17 protein-coding genes are annotated in these 17,015 nt (G+C 70.3%); 12 read left to right on the forward strand and 5 right to left on the reverse strand.

The annotated features are described in order from the left end of the window. Window positions 1-117 precede the first annotated feature (117 nt). The 7 genes from ABT147_RS37000 to ABT147_RS37030 all read left to right on the forward strand — a co-directional run bounded on the left by ABT147_RS37000 (window position 118) and on the right by ABT147_RS37030 (window position 7,003). On the forward strand, window positions 118-645 hold the full coding sequence (locus ABT147_RS37000) for a MarR family winged helix-turn-helix transcriptional regulator (RefSeq protein ID WP_351414615.1): 528 nt from the start codon (window positions 118-120) through the stop codon (window positions 643-645). A 133-nt stretch (window positions 646-778) separates the two neighbouring features. Further along, window positions 779-2,371, forward strand: coding sequence for a glycosyltransferase (locus ABT147_RS37005; RefSeq protein ID WP_351414617.1), 1,593 nt, complete (start codon window positions 779-781; stop codon window positions 2,369-2,371). A gap of 132 nt (window positions 2,372-2,503) precedes the next feature. Next, the gene (gene galE / locus ABT147_RS37010) at window positions 2,504-3,466 is read left to right on the forward strand and encodes a UDP-glucose 4-epimerase GalE (RefSeq protein ID WP_351414674.1); all 963 of its coding nucleotides are present in this window, start codon (window positions 2,504-2,506) and stop codon (window positions 3,464-3,466) included. A 143-nt stretch (window positions 3,467-3,609) separates the two neighbouring features. Continuing rightward, complete coding sequence (locus ABT147_RS37015; protein ID WP_351414619.1) at window positions 3,610-4,044, forward strand: DUF6507 family protein; 435 nt, start codon at window positions 3,610-3,612, stop codon at window positions 4,042-4,044. Further along, on the forward strand, window positions 4,041-6,491 hold the full coding sequence (locus ABT147_RS37020; protein ID WP_351414621.1) for a hypothetical protein: 2,451 nt from the start codon (window positions 4,041-4,043) through the stop codon (window positions 6,489-6,491). Before ABT147_RS37015 ends, ABT147_RS37020 begins: the two co-directional genes overlap by 4 nt. Then, a complete protein-coding gene (locus tag ABT147_RS37025; protein ID WP_351414623.1) occupies window positions 6,491-6,868 on the forward strand; it encodes a toxin-antitoxin system YwqK family antitoxin in 378 nt (125 codons plus the stop codon). Before ABT147_RS37020 ends, ABT147_RS37025 begins: the two co-directional genes overlap by 1 nt. 3 nt (window positions 6,869-6,871) lie before the next feature. Beyond that, entirely contained in the window at window positions 6,872-7,003 is a 132-nt protein-coding gene (locus tag ABT147_RS37030; RefSeq protein ID WP_351414625.1) for a hypothetical protein, read from the forward strand. 1 nt (window position 7,004) lies between these two features. Here ABT147_RS37030 and ABT147_RS37035 read toward each other — a convergent pair whose 3' ends face one another. Then, on the reverse strand, window positions 7,005-7,385 hold the full coding sequence (locus ABT147_RS37035; protein ID WP_351414627.1) for an ATP-binding protein: 381 nt from the start codon (window positions 7,383-7,385) through the stop codon (window positions 7,005-7,007). 210 nt (window positions 7,386-7,595) lie between these two features. Here ABT147_RS37035 and ABT147_RS37040 point away from each other — a divergent pair, with 210 nt between their 5' ends. Genes ABT147_RS37040 through ABT147_RS37050 form a run of 3 tightly spaced genes read left to right on the forward strand, consistent with a single transcriptional unit; the run spans window position 7,596 to window position 9,587 of the window. Next, on the forward strand, window positions 7,596-8,444 hold the full coding sequence (locus ABT147_RS37040) for a helix-turn-helix domain-containing protein (RefSeq protein ID WP_351414629.1): 849 nt from the start codon (window positions 7,596-7,598) through the stop codon (window positions 8,442-8,444). A gap of 11 nt (window positions 8,445-8,455) precedes the next feature. After that, window positions 8,456-8,653 (forward strand): DUF397 domain-containing protein, encoded by a 198-nt coding sequence (locus ABT147_RS37045; RefSeq protein ID WP_351414631.1) that lies wholly within the window; start codon window positions 8,456-8,458, stop codon window positions 8,651-8,653. Further along, window positions 8,640-9,587 (forward strand): ADP-ribosylglycohydrolase family protein, encoded by a 948-nt coding sequence (locus ABT147_RS37050; RefSeq protein ID WP_351414633.1) that lies wholly within the window; start codon window positions 8,640-8,642, stop codon window positions 9,585-9,587. The genes ABT147_RS37045 and ABT147_RS37050 overlap by 14 nt, the downstream gene beginning before the upstream one ends. Before the next feature lie 5 nt (window positions 9,588-9,592). Here ABT147_RS37050 and ABT147_RS37055 read toward each other — a convergent pair whose 3' ends face one another. Then, entirely contained in the window at window positions 9,593-10,084 is a 492-nt protein-coding gene (locus tag ABT147_RS37055) for a DUF6174 domain-containing protein (protein WP_351414635.1), read from the reverse strand. A gap of 100 nt (window positions 10,085-10,184) precedes the next feature. Then, on the reverse strand, window positions 10,185-10,823 hold the full coding sequence (locus ABT147_RS37060; RefSeq protein WP_351414637.1) for a TetR/AcrR family transcriptional regulator: 639 nt from the start codon (window positions 10,821-10,823) through the stop codon (window positions 10,185-10,187). Window positions 10,824-11,031: 208 nt separating this feature from the next. Between ABT147_RS37060 and ABT147_RS37065 the strand changes: the two genes are divergently transcribed. Further along, window positions 11,032-11,979: an ABC transporter permease gene (locus tag ABT147_RS37065; RefSeq protein ID WP_351414639.1), complete on the forward strand. Its 948-nt coding sequence runs from the start codon at window positions 11,032-11,034 to the stop codon at window positions 11,977-11,979. Between the two features lie 10 nt (window positions 11,980-11,989). Continuing rightward, window positions 11,990-12,823 carry an ABC transporter ATP-binding protein gene (locus tag ABT147_RS37070; RefSeq protein WP_502983224.1) on the forward strand — a complete coding sequence of 278 codons (834 nt, stop codon included), beginning with the start codon at window positions 11,990-11,992 and terminating at the stop codon, window positions 12,821-12,823. Between the two features lies 1 nt (window position 12,824). Here the strand turns inward: ABT147_RS37070 and ABT147_RS37075 are convergent, their stop codons facing one another. Together ABT147_RS37075 and ABT147_RS37080 are read right to left on the reverse strand one after the other, a co-directional pair. Further along, a complete protein-coding gene (locus ABT147_RS37075) occupies window positions 12,825-13,943 on the reverse strand; it encodes a glycosyltransferase (RefSeq protein WP_351414641.1) in 1,119 nt (372 codons plus the stop codon). Further along, window positions 13,940-16,792 carry a bifunctional glycosyltransferase/CDP-glycerol:glycerophosphate glycerophosphotransferase gene (locus ABT147_RS37080; RefSeq protein ID WP_351414679.1) on the reverse strand — a complete coding sequence of 951 codons (2,853 nt, stop codon included), beginning with the start codon at window positions 16,790-16,792 and terminating at the stop codon, window positions 13,940-13,942. The genes ABT147_RS37075 and ABT147_RS37080 overlap by 4 nt, the downstream gene beginning before the upstream one ends. Window positions 16,793-17,015: the final 223 nt, after the last annotated feature.

A 17,015-nucleotide genomic window follows, 5' to 3' on the forward strand; every position in this document is an offset into this window, starting at 1 on the left:
CCTTTCACAGGTCAAGTCACGTCCGGCGGTCCGGTCCGACCGCCGTTCACGGACTCAAGTAGAGCACACAATTCAATTGCCCACAACTAAATGGCGGGCAGGAGTTATCCTGGACCCATGACCACGAGTGCCGTCCCCACGCCCGAGGGGATCTCCGACGAGTTCCCCGGGCAGATCTCCGAGGAGGACTTCCTCCGTCTCGACCGGCAGATCTGCTTCTCCCTGCACGCCGCCTCGCGCGCCTTCAACAGCGTCTACCGCGTCGTCCTGAAGGACCTGGGGATCACCTATCCCCAGTACCTGGTGATGCTGGTGCTGTGGGAGCGGGGCGAGCTGCCCGTGAAGGCGCTGGGCGAGCATCTGCGGCTCGACTCCGGAACCCTCTCGCCGCTGCTGAAGCGCCTGGAGGCGGCCGGTCTCGTACGGCGCGAGCGCAGCGCCCGTGACGAGCGGTCGGTGGTGGTGCGGCCCACCGAGGCGGGCACCGCCCTGCGGGAGCGCGCGCTGGCCGTGCCGCGCCGGATCGTCTCCGCGACGACCTTCGACCTCGACGAGATCCGCGAGCTGCGCGACCGTCTGGACCGTCTGACGGCGGCCCTGGACGAGGCGGCCCTGGAGGAGCCGACACAGGAGCCGACAGGGTAACCGTCGGTAGACCGACAGCATCCGACGCCTTCACGCGGAACCCCGGCCTCCCGCGTGCCATCTTCCCCAGGGGCCGTGAAGCCGCCCTTAAGGGAAGATTGCACACATATCTCTCACAGGTGCGGGGCAACCAATGGCTCTTCAGCAGGCGCAGGTCTCCGTCGTCGTCATCGGGTACGACGACGCCGCCCATGTGGGGGACGCCGTGCGCTCGGCGCTCGCGCAGGGGCCGGCCGTCGGTGAGGTGATCGCGGTCGACGACTGCTCGACGGACGGCAGCGCGGAGCTGCTGGACCGTCTGGCCGAGGACGAGCCCCGCCTGAGGGTGATCCGGCTCCCGTCCAACAGCGGCGGCTGCGGCACCCCGCGCAACGCCGGACTGGACGCCACGGCCTCGCCGTACGTGATGTTCCTGGACAGCGACGACGTACTGCCGCCCGGTGCCGTGGACACGCTGCTGGGCGCCGCCCTGGAGCACGACGCGCCGGTCGCGTCGGGGCTGTGCGTGCGCAAGGAGCTGCCGTCCGGCCGGGAGACACCCTGGCAGCCCGAGCTGTACGACCGGCGCACGCTGGTGGAGCACCCGTCCCGGCGCGTGCGCCTGGTGCACGACACCCTCTGCGTCAACAAGCTCTACCGCACCACCTTTCTGCGCGAGCGCGCGATCCGCTTCCCCGAGGGCCGCTTCCCGTACGAGGACTTCGTGTTCGGCGCGCGCGTACTGGCCGCCGCGCCGCGCCTCGCGCTCGTCCCCGACCCGGTGTACGTCTGGCACGTGCGCCGCTCGGCGGCCCGGCTGTCCATCTCCCTCGACCGCTCCGGCATCACCAACTGGCGGGCCCGGACCGAGGCCGACCGCCTGTCGTACGACATCCTGCTGGGCGCCGGCGAGAAGCAGCTCGCGCGGGCCACCCGGACGCGCTTCCTCGACCACTCGCTGCGGATGTACGCCCGTGAGCTGGACCTGCGCGGCACGGAGTACCGGCGCGAATGGTGGGACCTGACGCGCAAGCACCTGGCCTCCTTCGACGAGGGCGACTTCGCCTCGGCGCCCGCTCCCGGCCGGGTCGTCGCCCGGGTGATCCTCGCCGCCGAGGAGCCCCGCGACCTGGCCCGCCTCAAGGAGATCGCGGCCCGCCCGGCCCGGCTCGCCCCGCCCTACGCGCGCGACGCCGACGGCTCCCCCGTCTGGTCCGCCGACCTGCCCCAGGTCGAGCTGGACCACCTCCTCACCCGCCCCGTGCATCTGCTGCCCGCCGCCGTCGACGCGGAACTGCGGCCACGCGCGCGCGGGACGACGCTCCGGCTGCGGCTGCACGAGCTGTACGGGCGGATGGCGGAGGCGGGACCGCGGAGCGTGCGGGCGGAGTTCGTCGAGCGGGACGACGGGCGGGTGGGCTTCGCCGGCACGGCGTCCCTCACGGCCGAGCCGGACTTCGACAGCTGGACGGCCGACCTCCCGCTGGACCTGGCCGCGCTGGGCAGCGGCACCTGGGACCTCCGGCTGCGGCTGAACTTCGCGGACGGCGGCCCCCGGGAGACCACCGCGCACGCCGTCGCGGGCGCCGGGCTCCTGCGCCGGAGCGCACTGCCGAGCACACGCCACGGAGTGCTCCTGGTGCAGCCGTACGCGACGCACGCGGGGGCGCTCGCGGTACGACTCGCGCCCGGTTGGCGAGGATTGACCGAAGTCGTACGACGTCGCCTCAAACGCCTGCTTCACTGATACCCGGCCTGATTGCATCTGCACGGGCCCGCGTCCTCGCTGTGGCGTCGCCCGACATCGCCGCCGTGGCGTGTATGCCATCACCGCCGTGGCGCGCATGACATCGCCATGACTACGAAGGGACGGTCGTCCATGACCTGGCTGATCACCGGTGGCGCCGGATACATCGGGGCGCATGTGGTGCGCGCGATGCTCGACGCGGGCGAGGAGGCCGTCGTCTACGACGATCTGTCCACGGGCGTCGCCGAACGGGTGCCCGAGAGCGTGCCGTTGGAGATCGGCTCCACCCTCGACGGGGAGCGGCTGGCCCGGGTGATCCGGGACCGGGGCGTCACCGGCGTCGTCCATCTCGCGGCGAAGAAGCAGGTCGGCGAGTCGGTCGAACTGCCGCTGCACTACTACCGGGAGAACGTCGAGGGCCTGCGCACCCTGCTGTCGGCCGTCACGGACGCCCAGGTCGCGTCCTTCGTCTTCTCGTCCTCCGCCGCCGTGTACGGCATGCCGGATGTGGACCTCGTCACCGAGGACACCCCGTGCCTGCCGATGAGCCCGTACGGCGAGACCAAGCTGGTCGGCGAGTGGCTGGTACGGGCCACGGGCCGGGCGACGGGCCTGTCCACGGCCTCCCTCCGCTACTTCAACGTGGCCGGCGCGGCAACCCCCGAACTGGCCGACACCGGCGTCTTCAACCTCGTCCCCATGGTCTTCGAGAAGCTCTCCGAGGGCGCCCCGCCGCGTATCTTCGGCGCCGACTACCCGACCCCCGACGGGACCTGCGTCCGGGACTACATCCATGTCGTCGACCTCGCGGAGGCCCATGTGGCGACCGCCCGGCGGCTGCGTGAGGCCCCCGGCACGGACCTCACCCTCAACATCGGGCGCGGGGACGGCGTCTCGGTGTGCGAGATGGTCGACCGGATCAACGCGCTCACCGGCCACGACCTGCCGCCGGTCGTCGTCGACCGGCGGCCCGGCGACCCCGCGCGCGTCGTCGCCTCGGCGGACCGGATCGCCGCCGAACTGGGCTGGAAGGCGCGGTACGGCGTCGAGGACATGATCACGTCGGCGTGGGCGGGCTGGACGGGGCGGCGGTAGCGCCTGTGACGGAATCGACGCGAAGTGGGAACTGTCCGGTGCCGTTTGCTCGTGTGTACTAGAGGAAGTCAACGACACGCAGGCCGACCAGTACGACGACGACAGTACGACGTGTCCGACAGGGCGTTACGGGGGTAGCGACGATGCCGGCTTGGGACATCGATCCGATCAACGTGCAGACCACGCTGAACTCGACCGGTGAGGCGGCGGGCGGTCTGGAGAAGGCCGCCAACTCACTGGTGTCGAACATGGCGAGCGCGGCCGAGTCGGCCGGTACGGCCGTGCCCGGTGGGCAGTTCAACGGGCCCATGATCGGGCCGGTGGCCGCCGGCACCCCCCGGGTGCCGGTCGGACCTGTCGCGGCGGCGCTGAGCCAGTACCTCCAGGAGCGGCAGCAGAAGCTGGCGTACATGGCGCAGCGGACCATCGACTCCGTGCAGGGCGCGGCCAAGGCCACCAACGCCTATGTGACCGGTGACCTCGACATGGCGGCCGAGCAGCAGGCCAACGCGCTGAAGGCGACGGTGGTGCCGCCCCCGCCGGGTGTCGACGGCAACGGCGGGCAGGGGCCGAAGTGAGCGACGACATCCCCGTCATCCCGGAGGAGGTCCCCGAGTTCACCGGCAGTCTGGAGCAGTTGGACCTGAGCATCACGGGCGTCCGCTCGGCCGGCACCTCCCTGAAGGACTCGGGCTCGGCGATCCACACCCGCTTCGGCGGCCTCTCCGCGTACTACAAGGCCCCTGAGGCGGAGGCCCTGTTCGCGACGACCGCGCCGGTGGCGGCCAAGGGCGACGAGTTCGCCACGGAGTTGGAGACCGTGGCCTCGGCGCTGGACACGTACGCCGCCGCCGTGGGCCCGCTGAAGCAGAAGTTCGACCAGCTCCGCCGGGACGCGATCGCCTTCCGCCAGAAGATCGAGGGCGACGACGAGTGGCGCGCCGACGGCGACCTCGTCGAGGAGAACAACAACCGCCGCTCGGACATCAACGCCGCGTACGCCGCGTTCCAGGCCGCCGAACGCGACTGCTACAACAAGATCGTCGCGCTGGTCGGCGGCGAGGCGCTCGTCGTCAACGACGGCTCGAACAAAGAGAACATGTACGGCTACCGGGGCGAGGACCTCAACAACGCCGGTGGTCTGCCGTGGGGCGACCCGGTCGAGGAGTCCAACCCCTGGTACTACGTCCACGAGCACGTCTGGGACTTCGCGGTCGGATTCGTGGTCGACGGGGTGTGGGGCACGATCAAGGGCCTGGGCACCCTGGTCGGCTTCAACGGCTGGGACGCGGCGGGCCAGGCCTGGGTCGGCCTCGGCAAGCTCGCCACGGGCATCGTCATCTCCGCCGTACCGGTGGTGGGCACCGCGTACTGGCTGGTCCCCGACGACAAGCTGCCCTCCTGGCTGCGCGACTCCCGTACGGCCGTCGTCGAGACGGGCAAGGCGCTGATCGCGTACGACGAGTGGGGCAAGAACCCGTCGCGTGCGGCCGGGGCGGTCACCTTCAACGTCATCACGACCATTTTCACGGGCGGCGCGGGCGGTGCCGTGTCCGGCGCGGGCAAGGCGGGCGCCATCGCCAAGGCCATCTCCTTCGCGGGCAAGGCCGGCAAGATCGTCGACCCGATGACGTACCTCACCAAGGGCGTCGGCGCGACGGCCGTCAAGATCAGCGACGTCATGGCGAGCCTGCGCGGCATCACCGACGGCACCCACATCAAGCTCGGCGAGGGCACGTACCAGATCGCCGACGTCCCGAACATCACGGACGACCTCCCGGCCGGCCTCACCCCCGAGAACAGCGTCCGCATGGAGACCCCCAAGGGCGAGGTCGTCTACCTCGACACCCAGACCCTGGTCGTCCACAACGCCGACGGCACGGTCCGCGAGTCCCTGGACACCATCAAGCACGAGGGGACGGCGGCCGAGCGGGGCGTCGATGTCTCGCGCCCCGAGCCGGAGCTGGTGGGAGCCGGGGCGAAGGTGGGCGACGGTGGTACGGGGGCTGTGGGGCGGATCGGGGACGACGGCCTGCCAGGCGGGCGAGCCGACAACCTGCCCGGCGGCCGCGCGGACAACCTGCCCGCGGGCCGCGCCGATGACCTGGGCCGGGGGCCGGTGGGGAGTCATGAGACGCCGGGCGGTGGCAGCTCGCGGGGAGGCGACGGTCCGACCGGCGGTGGCCACGGACAGGCACCTACGGGCGGACACGGCGATACGCCGGGCGGAGGTCACCACGAGACCCCCTCAAGCGGGCATGGCGAGACTCCCTCGGGGGGTCACGGCGAGGGTGCCCCTCCGGGGCAGGGCCACAACACCACCGGATCTCACCCGGATTCCGGCGGAAACCACCAACCGGAACCCCCGGCGTCACCGCCCGTCGACCACATCACCGATCTGCCGGGGGGCGACGGCCTGGTACCGCCGCCCGGTGGGGGCGAGAAGCTCCTCGCCACGCTGGACGACACCCAGGTGACGCGGTCCGACGACCTCATCACCGAGGTGAACGGCCGCCCGGTCGCCGACTACCTGGACGACCTGTCCCGTGAACGCGCCGACGCCTATCTGCAGGCAAAGGACGCCAAGACCTGGCCTCGGGCACAGACCGGGGCGTGCGTCGGTGCCGTGATGGACCTCCGCACCGGACATGTCGTCGAAGGCATCAACGGGCCCAGGCCGCCCGAGTCCATCCCTCTCTCAAGGCTGCACCCCACCCTGCGGGCGCGCTACGACGACATCGCCGGCAACCCACCGCACCACGCCCCCATCCTCAGCCACGCGGAGGTCAAGGCGGCGAACCAGCTTCTGTGGGCCCGCACGGAGGCGGGCCTCCCGGACGGGCCGGCGGCGCTGGCGGAGATGCGCGCCTCGGTTCAATTCCCGTACATGGCCGACAAGGCGACCGGGCTCTACCCCCGAGGCGCGCCGTTCTGTGGTAACTGCAACCATATGCTGGAAGGGGTACCGAGCAGCCACGGCCGCTATCTCAAGGACCCCCCTGGCCCCGAGAACTGGATGCCCTGATGACCCTTCCCCGCATCGACATCGACGATCCCAAGGTGGATTTCGACGACGGAGAACGCCTCTTCTACCAGGGTGAGCTGTTCACCGGTGAGGTTGTCGAATACCAGGGCAACGCGCTCGTCAGCCTGGAGACCTACCAGGACGGAGTCGTGGACGGCCCGGTCAGGCAGTGGTACGAGGACGGCACCCTGCGAGCCGAGGGAACCATGCGCGGGGGGTTTCCGACCGGGGAGTCCCGGAAATGGCATCCGGACGGCTCTCTCGCGGCAAAGCGGATCATGACCGAGGACGGCCACCACCCACTCGCGGAACTCGAATGGGACGAGCACGGAGAGCAGACCCTTTCCTGGTACGCACCGGGGTTCAGACCGGAGTAGCGCGTGCGACGCACTCGCCGCAGACCTCACCACAGGAACGCGTCCCTCGTACGCGTCAATCTCGACGGAGGCGTGCTGCGGGAGCGTGGCGGGGACATCCAGGTGTTGAGGGGCCACGACCAGCGCCGCGCGTGATCTACCCCTTCCCCACCTCGAACCAGACCCCCTTCCCCGACGCCCCGAGCGCCTCCGTCCCCCACCGGCCCTCCGTGACGGCGTCCACGATCCACAGGCCCCGGCCCGATTCGCCGTCGTAGCCCTGGAGAAGGGACGGGGGCGTCCGGTCGTCGTCGTAGACGGTCACCCGCACGGGGCCCTCCGGGCTGGTGATCAGCAGTAAATGGGCGCCGGAACTCTTCGCGTGCAGACAGGAGTTGGTGACCAGCTCCGAGGTGCACAGGACCGCGTCGTCCACCAGCGCGTCGAGCCGGAGGGCTCGCAGGACGGAGGCGACGAAGTCGCGGGCGATACGGGGAGTGGTGTCCAGGGGAGGGCAGTTGAGGGCGTATTTGGGCATGGCTCGTCAACTCCAACTTGCTTGAGGCATGGGTGAGTTGAGGCAAGGAGAGGGCCGGCTGGCAGCACTCACCGTGCCGGGCACGCCACCGAAAGTAGACTGCAACGTATATGCACTGCAAGCTATATGCCGGATGGGCACCCGACCGTGTGACCCGTGCCATGCTTTCCCGGCAGCCCCGTTCAGCAGGACGACCAGGGAGAAGGGCGGATGCCGCTAAGGAGCAACCCGACAGCTCGACAGCAGCGCTTGGGCGCTGAAGTTCGCAAGATGCGCGAACGGGCCGGGATAACCGCTCTGGCCGCTGCCGCGTTCCTCGGGTCGAGCCCCATGTACCAGAGCCATGTGGAAACCGGCCGCAGCGGGATCAGCGAGGAGCGGATCCGCCGTCTGGCCGCGCATTGCGCATGCGACGACCCGGCGTACGTCGACGCGTTGGTGAGCATGGCGAACGAGCGCGGCAAGGGGTGGTGGGAGGAGTACCGGGGCACCGTGGCTCCGCAGGGGCTCGCTCTGGCGGAGTCCGAGTATCACGCCACTCGCATCCGCACCTTCCAAGTCGTGCATATCCCTGGGCTGCTGCAGACCGAGGAGCACATGCGGGCCCTGTTCAACTACGCATCGCGAACACCCCCAGGCGACGTGGAGACGTTCGTGGCGTACCGCTCTCAACGCCAGCATGTCCTCGACGAGCCCTCCGGAACGCCGTACGAAGCCATCGTCCACGAGGCGGCTCTTCGCATCCGCGTAGGCGGCCGCGACACGACCCGGACCCAGCTGAAGCGGCTCCTCGAACGATCGGACGCTGCCAACGTGACCGTCCGTGTGCTGCCTTTCGACACGGACGACTTCGCCGGAACCGGCTACTCGATGCTCTACCTGCACGGGCCGGTCCCCCGGCTGGACACCGTGCAGATCGATACGGGCCACGACAGCGAGTTCTTCGACGCCGAGGCACGCTTGTTGCAGTATCGACGGCGATACGAGCGGGTGACGGCGGCGGCTCTCCCTGTTGCGGAGTCCCGAGATCTCATCGCCCGCATTGCCCACGAGCTGTGAAAGGAACCGACGTGCCCGACGCCCTCCGCTGGCAGAAGTCGTCCTTCTCAGGCGCCGACGCTGGTGACACCTGTGTCGAACTCGCCCCCGCCTCCGCCGCGATACACATACGCGAAAGCGACACCCCCACCACCCACCTCACCACCACCCCCACCCCCCTCCACGCCCTCCTCGCCACCCTCAAAGCAGGCACCCTTGGCCGTCGTTGACCCGCAGCGGGCCCTCGGCGCGGTTCTCGGGGCCGCCGTCGGGGACGCGCTGGGCGCGCCCTTCGAGTTCGGGCCCGAGGGGGCGTTCTCCGCGCGCTTCCCGAAGGCCGGGCAGGGTGGGGAGATGTGCGGAGGCGGCGGCTGGGACCCGGGTGAGGCGACCGACGACACGCAGATGGCCGTCCTCGTCGGGGAGTCGCTCGTCGAGCACGGCGGGCTCGAACTGCCCGACGTCTTCCGGCGGTTCCAGCGCTGGGCCACCGCCGGCCCCAAGGACATCGGCATCCAGACCGAGGACGTCCTCACCAGCGGCGACCCCTGGGACCTCGCCGCGGCCATCCACTTCCAGGTGAACCTACGGGCCGCAGGCAACGGCGCGTTGATGCGGGCCGCCACGTCGGCCGTGTACTTCGCGCCGGACGGGCGGGACCGCACCATGGACGCGGCCCGGCGGCTGTCCGCACTCACGCACGGCGACCCGGCGGCCTGGGAAGGCACCGCCGCCTTCCACGAGCTGGTCCGGGTCGCGCTGGCCGGAGGCGACCCGCTGGCCGCGCTCCCGGAGACCCTGGCCGCGCTCCGCCCCGACCACCGCACCCGGTACGAGGTCGTCCTCGCCCCCGACTGGCACCCCGACCAGGCCACCGAGTTCAACGGCGCCGTCTGGCCCTGCCTCGGCTCCGCAGTCTGGGCCGTACGGACGACCGGCGACTACGAGGACGCCGTACGCGCGGCCGTCGACCTCGGCGGCGACACCGACACGGTCGCGGCGGTGACCGGAGGGCTCGCGGGGGCCGTGTACGGCGCCGAGGCCATCCCGGAGCGGTGGCTGGAGCCGCTGCACGTGCCCCTCCCCGGATTCGGGGAGCGCGTACTGCGCACGCCCGAACTCATCGGCCTGGCAACGCGGTTGGCGGCTCAGGAGGCGTCCTGACAGCCTCAGCCGTCGCCCGGCTCGTAGGCGCTGATGACGTACTCGGCCTCGTCGTCGATGGCGTTCTCGTCCATGTCCAGGGTGATCCGCGAGGGATACCCGCCGGCGGCGTACTCCACCTCCGCCGTGTCCGCCTGCTCGTGCCAGGCCCTCTCCAGCCGGTCCAACAGGTCGCCGATCTTGGGAATCCGGTCAAGCCCCTGCTCCACCATCCACCGGCTGTCGTCGTCGAGGCCGACGGCCTCGGCCACCTTGCCGTCCCGGACCGTCACACGGAAGGTCCCCGCCAGGACCTGAGAGTTCGACGTGAGTGTGTAGACGTACGAGGCAGGCTCTTGCCACGTGATGTCGATCCGCGCCGTGGTGTCCTTCGGCGAGGCTCTCCCGGTCGGTTCGGGAGGCGTCTCGCCGTCACAGGCGACGGTCGCCCCCACCATCCCCGCGATCAGCGCGGCAGCTGAGAGGACGGAACGAGCGCGGGAGCGTAAGAGAGTCACGGCGACCCCATTTCTGAGCGGCTGTGATGAGGACGCCGCCCGCCTGCGGAACGTTCGGGTCCACACTCCCCGCCCTCGATGCCGCTCCGCAGCGGCGCCCCTACAGCGCCCGCAACGCCCCCGCCGTAGCCCTGGTCAGGCTCTCCAGATACCCCTTCGGCAGCTTCGGTGCCCGGACGACCACCGAGCGCCAGTACAGCGGCCCGGAGATCACGTCCAGGGCCAGGTCCTCGTCCACGCCCTCCCGGACCTCGCCCCGGGCGACCGCCGCCGCGACGATCCCGGTGGCGACACTCTGCTGGCCCTCCCGCAACGCCTTCTGCATGGCCTCGGCGATCTCCGGGTTGCGGGCGGCCTCGGCCTGGAGGTCGGGGATGATCTGGCCGGCGACAGGGTGGCGCAGGGCGCGGGACGTGACCTCGTAGAGGAGCCGGAGGTCGCCCTCCAGGGAGCCCGTGTCCGGCATCGGCAGGCCCTGCACCGCCACCGCCGAGACCAGGTCGAGGACCAGGTGCAGCTTGGAGCGCCAGCGCCGGTACACCGCCGTCTTGCCGACGCCCGCGCGGCGCGCGATCCCCTCGATGGACATCCGGGCGTAGCCGACGGCCGCCAGTTCCTCGAAGACCGCCCCCCGGATCGCCTCGGTCACGTCCTCCCGGAGCACGGCCGCCCCGGCGGGAGCCCGGCGGCGCGGCCGTGGCGGCGGCTGCGCTGCGGAGGGGTCGGCGTTCGTCGTCATGGCTCACAGCATAGGGGCGTGACGACGAAACGGTTGCGTTCCGACGCTGAAACGGCATACTCTCGCGTTGCGACGATACGGTCCCGTCCCGACGTAAGAGCAGGGCAAGGACGACGTAAGAAGCACAGTCACGTCCGCGGGACGCCCCCACACACAAGCGACCCCACCAGCGCCCCCACCAGCGACCTCACTAGCGAAAGCAGCGGATGTGAGCCAGGTCCTCCACACACCGCCCCCGACCACGGCGGACACCCCCCGAGCCACCCCCGCCCCCGCCCCCGCCCCCGCCGAGACCCCGGCCCAGCTCGCCGAGCGGTACGGACTCAGCGTCAGCGGGGCCCGCCCCTCGCTCGGCGCGTACGTCCGGCAGCTGTGGGCCAGACGGCACTTCATCACCGCCTTCGCCACGGCCAAGCTGACCGCGCAGTACAGCCAGGCGAAGCTGGGCCAGGTCTGGCAGATCGCGAACCCGCTACTCAACGCGGCGGTGTACTACCTGATCTTCGGTCTGCTGATGGGCACCAAGAAGGGCGTGCCGGACTACGTCCCGTTCCTCGTGACCGGCGTGTTCGTGTGGACCTTCACGCAGAGCTCGATCATGGCGGGCACCCGGGCCATATCCGGCAGCCTCGGCCTGGTCCGGGCCCTGCACTTCCCCCGGGCCTCACTGCCCCTGTCGTTCTGCCTGCAGCAGCTCCAGCAGTTGCTGTTCTCGATGGCCGCGCTGGTCGTGATCCTGCTCGCGTTCGGGGTACCGGTCGCCGCGTCCTGGCTGCTGATCGTTCCCGCGCTGACGCTTCAGTTCGTGTTCAACGCCGGTGTCGCGATGGTGATGGCGCGGATCGGCGCCAAGACGCCCGACATCTCGCAGCTGATGCCGTTCGTGCTGCGTACGTGGATGTACGCGTCGGGCGTGATGTTCAGCATGGACCACATCCTCGCCGACCGGGACATGCCGGCCTTCGTTCACCTGCTGCTGGAGCTCAACCCGGCCGCCGTCTACATCGACCTCATGCGCTTCGCGTTGATCGACAGCTTCCACGCGGGCCAACTGCCGTCCCACGTCTGGGCGATCGCCGCGGGCTGGGCGCTCGTCGCGGGCGTCGGCGGGTTCATCTACTTCTGGAAGGCTGAGGAGACGTACGGCCGTGGCTGACATCGACACGATCACCCCCACCCCCACCGTTCCCGGCACGCGCCAGGAGGCCGCCCCGCACACCCCCGTCGAACTCGTCCCCACCGTCATCGCCGACTCCGTCGACATCGTCTACCGCGTCAACGGAACCGGCGCCGGTCGCGGCACCGCCACCGCCGCGCTCAACCGCATCCTGCGGCGGAGGAAGTCCGAGCAGGCGGCCGGTGTCCGCAAGGTGCACGCCGTGCGGAACGTGTCGTTCACCGCGTACCGGGGCGAGGCCATCGGGCTGATCGGGACGAACGGCTCCGGCAAGTCGACCCTCCTCAAGGCCGTCGCCGGACTCCTCCCCGTCGAGAACGGCCGGATCTACACCGACGGCCAGCCCTCCCTGCTCGGCGTCAACGCGGCCCTGATGAACGACCTCACGGGCGAGCGGAACGTCCACCTCGGCGGGCTCGCCATGGGGATGTCCCGGGAGCAGGTCAAGGAGCGGTACGAGGAGATCGTCGACTTCTCGGGCATCAACGAGAAGGGGGACTTCATCACGCTCCCCATGCGCACGTACTCCTCCGGCATGGCGGCGCGGCTGCGGTTCTCCATCGCCGCCGCCAAGGACCACGACGTACTGCTGATCGACGAGGCCCTGGCCACCGGCGACCGCTCCTTCCAGAAGCGGTCCGAGGCGCGGATTCGTGAGCTGCGCAAGCACGCGGGGACGGTGTTCCTCGTCAGCCACAACAACAAGTCGATCCGGGACACATGTGACCGGGTGCTGTGGCTGGAGCGGGGGGAGCTTCGCCTGGACGGGCCCACGGACGAGGTGTTGAAGGAGTACGAGAAGTTCACCGGCGGGAAGAAATAGATCATCTCTCCAGGAACGTGAACAACGCCTCCCACCTGTCCACGATCTCCTTCGTCCCGTAGCGTCGGATGTTCTCCCTCGCCTTGTCGCCCATCCGGTCCCGCAGGGCCTTGTCGGTCATCAACTGGTCCAGTCTGCGGGCCAGTTCGCCCGTGTTGCCTGGGGTGGCGAGCAGCCCGTCCTCGCCGTCGCGGACGATCTCGTGGACGCCGGGGGCGCAGTCGAAGGCGACGCAGGGGACGCCCATCGCCATGGCTTCCATGAGGGCGAGGGGGAAGCCCTCGCCGCGTGAGGACAGGGCGAAGACGGAGCCGCCGCGCAGGGCGCCCGGGACGTCGTTCGTGCGGCCCATCCAGGACACCGAGTCGTCGAGACCCAGGGCCGTGCACTGCTTCCTCAGAAGCTCCTCGTCCTCGCCGGAGCCGTAGACGAGGAGGGCCCAGTCGGGGTGGCGGGGGGCCACCTCCGCCCAGGTGTCGAGGAGCATGTCGACGCCCTTCTCGTCGCTGAGCCGGCCGATGCTGACGACGGCCTTCCCGGTGCGCGGCGAGGGCGTCTCCGGCAGCCAGGGCACGGCGTTGGGCAGATACGAGGCGTTGTCGAGGCCCTCGCCGATCCACAGGTCGGCGTCCTCGCGGGTGAGGACCAGCATGCGGTCGACGTCCCGGTAGTGCCTGAGCACCCGCTGGAAGCGTGAGGAGCGGCGCGAGGTCTCGAAGGACTCGTGGCTCATCCCGATGACGGTCAGCCCGGCCGTGTCGGCGAGCCTCACCCACTCCATCGCCCACACCTGGGTCACGATCACGACCCCGCCGGGGCGCGCGGCCCGGAAGAGGCCGGTCAGCACGGTCGCCCTGTCCCGCATGCTCGCGTCCCGCGCCCGGCCGGGGGCGGGCGGCTGGCCGTCGTACAACCGCGTGGTGGGGTACGGGAGTTCGCCGAGGTCGTGCGGGTCCTCGGGGGTGGTGATCCCGATGACGTGGACGCGGTGGCCGCGCTCGGCGAGGAGGCGGGCCAGGTGGTGGGACCAGCTGGTCACGCCGCCCAGCTCGTCGACACTGTTGGCGACGAGGAAGACGTCCCGCGACCCGGCCCCACGTGCCTCGTCCCGCCCGGTCACTTGCGCCTCCACTCGGAGAAGAACTGGTCGACGACGCTCTGCGCCGCCGTCCCCTTGTCGTACTCGCCGAAGTCGGCCGTGAACCGCTCCCGCGCGGCGGCGTACTTGAGCGTCTGGTCCTCCAGCGGCATCGACCGCAGTACGGAGTACAGCTCGTCCTCCGTGCGCACGATCGGGCCCGGAGCCCGTTCGAGGAGGTCGAAGTAGGTGCCGCGGCCCTCGTGCACGTACTCCTCGTAGTCGTAGGTGAAGAAGAGCATCGGGCGGTCCAGGAGCGCGTAGTCGAACATCACCGACGAGTAGTCCGTGATCAGCGCGTCCGCGAGGGCGAGGACGGGGGTCACGTCGTGGTGCGCCGATACGTCGATGACCTTGCCCCGCACCGACGGCGGGAGCACGACGTGGTTGAGGTAGTGGGCGCGGACGAGGAGGACGTACTCGTCGCCGAAGGTCTCCGCGAAGCGCTCCACGTCGAAGGGGAGGGTGAACCGGCGCTGCCCCTGGTGCCGGAAGGTGGGGGCGTAGAGCAGGATCTTCTTGTCCGCCGGGATCGCCGAGAGCTCCTCGATGCCCAACTCGGCGACCAAGCGGGCGCGTTCGGAGGTGCGCCGGGCCCGTACGAGCGCGTCGTTGCGCGGGTAGCCGACCCTCAGCAGCACCTTCTCCCGCAGCCGGAAGGCCTTCGCCAGGGTGCGGACGTCGTGCTCCGAGCGGATCAGGAAGTGGTCGAAGCGGTCGAGGGTGGCCTGTTGTTCGGCCTGCTCGGCGCGGGTCTTGAGCTTCCAGCCGGGCTCGTCGAAACCCATGCGCTTGAGCGCGGAGCCGTGCCAGGTCTGGACGTAGGTCGTGCCGGGGCGCTTGGTCAGCTTCAGCGGGAAGCTCTGGTTGTCGATCCAGAACTCGGCGCGGGCCAGTGCCCGCAGATACGGCAGCGACCAGCGGCGGACGAGGGTGGCGTCGGCGGGGAACCCCTGCGGACGGCCGCCCGCGTACGACCACACCGCCTCGAAGTCGAGCCCCTGGCGGCGCATCTCCTCGTAGATCGCCCGGGGGCTGTCGCTGTACTGCCGGCCGAGGTGGCTCTCGAACACCACCAGGCGCCGGCGCATCGGCATGCGCTGGAGAACCTCGTGATAGAGGCGGATTTTGGTGTCTCCGGAGGTGGCCTTCTTGCGGAGCGCCTTGGCCTTGCGGTAGCCGGACTTGGCGAGCCGGCCAGGGGTCCCCTGGAGGCCCCGGGTGACGAGGACGTTGGCCTTCTTGTCGGGGACCAGCCGGAAGGCGAGGTGGCCCCGGGCGGAGATCTGCGGCTCGATCCGGTCGGCGACCAGCCGGGTGAGGCGCGGGCGGACCGGCAACTTTCCGGTGGCCAGGCCCGGTTCGGCGGCGGTGAGCCTGCTGGAGGTGCGCTCGCCGTCGACGTCCAGATGGAGGCGTACGTCCCAGACGGCGTCCACGATGCCCAGCGGGCGGAGGGTCTTGGAGAGGTTGACGCCGGCCTGCCAGGAGACGTACGGGCCGTCGTGCCGGACGGTCGTCACGGGCACCCGGAAGGTCTGGAACCGCACACCCGGGCGGCGGGCGTAGAACTCCAGCGAGGCGGTGAGCCGGGCAGCGGGCGGGATGACCCCGAGCGGGTTGGTGACGCGCCCGGCGAGCCGGACACCGCCCCTGCCGGCCGCCTCCTCCGCGTACTCCGTCAGCTCGTTGCGCAGGAACAGCTTCCGGACCGGGCGGGCGTGGTAGCCGAGTTCGGTGACGTCCAGGATCCGGCGCGCGAAGGGGTCCTCCTCGATGTGGTCGGCGCACCAGTAGATCCGTCCGTCGCGTTCGACGAGGGGCGCGGAGACCTTGTCGCGGTTGGTGAGCGTGTCCACGGCGGGCAGCAGGTTGTCCCAGTCGCTCATCCGCAGGAGATAGGCGCAGATGGCGTGGATGGGCTCGACCTCGTCGTACGCCGCCGGGTCGATCGACGTCAGATAGGCGCGGGCCAGCTCCGCGAACTCCCGGCGGTAGGCCGCGTCCCGGAAGGGCAGGTCACGCAGATGCAGCACCAGGTCGTGCTTGAGGAACTTGACGTCCTTGTGGAACTTCAGCTCCTTCATGCCCTTGTCGGCGAGGAGCCGGTCGACCCGGCGGTGGATCTCCATACGGTGCGCGAAGTTGGCGATCTCGGCCCGCCGGTTGCTGATCGACTTGGCCGCCGTCTTCTCGACGACGTTCCAGTCGTAGACCCGGTTGGGGATCAGGGTGATCCGGCGGGCGGCGGTGTACGCCTGGGCGGAGAAGAAGAGATCCTCGTAGTGGATGCCGACGGGGAACAGCAGGCCGTTGTCGACCAGGAAGTCCCGGCGGTAGCACTTGTTGGTGGACAGGGTGTCGTAGACCAGCAGGTCGGGCAGCTCGGAGACCGAGTCGAGGGTACGGGTGCGGGCGTACAGCCACGGGTACCACTTGACCTCCTTGCGCGTCCGCGTGTCCACGTGGACGCGGACGCAGAGGCCGGAGACGAGGTCGGCGCCGGTGGTCTCGGCGGCCTCCAGCATGTTCCGGCAGGCGTTCCGCTCCAGGACGTCGTCGCTGTCGAGGAAGAGGACGTACTCGCCCCGGGTCTCCCGGATGCCCTGGTTGCGGGGCGCGCCGCAGCCGCCGCTGTTCACGGGGAGCCGGTACGCCCGTACGCGGTCCGGGTGCTCGGCGGCGAGGCGGGCGGCCACCTCGTACGAGCCGTCCGTGCTGTGGTCGTCGACGATCACGACCTCGACGCTCCGCAGCGTCTGCTCCAGCACCGAGCGGACGGCCGTGGGAAGCCGGGCCTCGTCGTTGTAGACGATCACGACGACGGACATGGCGGGTCGCTGGTCCACGCCGACATTCACCCCATTAGTTCTGTTCGTCCCTGCTTCTACCCTCTATAAGCGGTGGCGCGCTTCAGGGCCACTTGGGTAGATGTCAATGGGTGAATACAGGTTCCGCGCCCGCGCTACGCGCCGGAGACAGGCTGACACGGACACAGGGGCGCCCCCGGGCTCCGATGAACCCGGGGGCGCCCCCGTCGTCGTACGCGTACCG

The organism is Streptomyces sp. NPDC001868, assembly GCF_040297125.1.
Taxonomy (GTDB): Bacteria; Actinomycetota; Actinomycetes; order Streptomycetales; family Streptomycetaceae; genus Streptomyces.

What these genes read in the sequence shown, in the direction of transcription:
- ABT147_RS37015 (WP_351414619.1), top strand. Translation starts at nt 3,610, where the DNA reads ATGCCGGCTTGGGACATCGATCCGATCAACGTGCAGACCACGCTGAAC.
- ABT147_RS37035 (WP_351414627.1), bottom strand. Translation starts at nt 7,385, where the DNA reads ATGCCCAAATACGCCCTCAACTGCCCTCCCCTGGACACCACTCCCCGT.
- ABT147_RS37025 (WP_351414623.1), top strand. Translation starts at nt 6,491, where the DNA reads ATGACCCTTCCCCGCATCGACATCGACGATCCCAAGGTGGATTTCGAC.
- ABT147_RS37000 (WP_351414615.1), top strand. Translation starts at nt 118, where the DNA reads ATGACCACGAGTGCCGTCCCCACGCCCGAGGGGATCTCCGACGAGTTC.
- galE (WP_351414674.1), top strand. Translation starts at nt 2,504, where the DNA reads ATGACCTGGCTGATCACCGGTGGCGCCGGATACATCGGGGCGCATGTG.
- ABT147_RS37060 (WP_351414637.1), bottom strand. Translation starts at nt 10,823, where the DNA reads ATGACGACGAACGCCGACCCCTCCGCAGCGCAGCCGCCGCCACGGCCG.
- ABT147_RS37040 (WP_351414629.1), top strand. Translation starts at nt 7,596, where the DNA reads ATGCCGCTAAGGAGCAACCCGACAGCTCGACAGCAGCGCTTGGGCGCT.
- ABT147_RS37005 (WP_351414617.1), top strand. Translation starts at nt 779, where the DNA reads ATGGCTCTTCAGCAGGCGCAGGTCTCCGTCGTCGTCATCGGGTACGAC.
- ABT147_RS37080 (WP_351414679.1), bottom strand. Translation starts at nt 16,792, where the DNA reads ATGTCCGTCGTCGTGATCGTCTACAACGACGAGGCCCGGCTTCCCACG.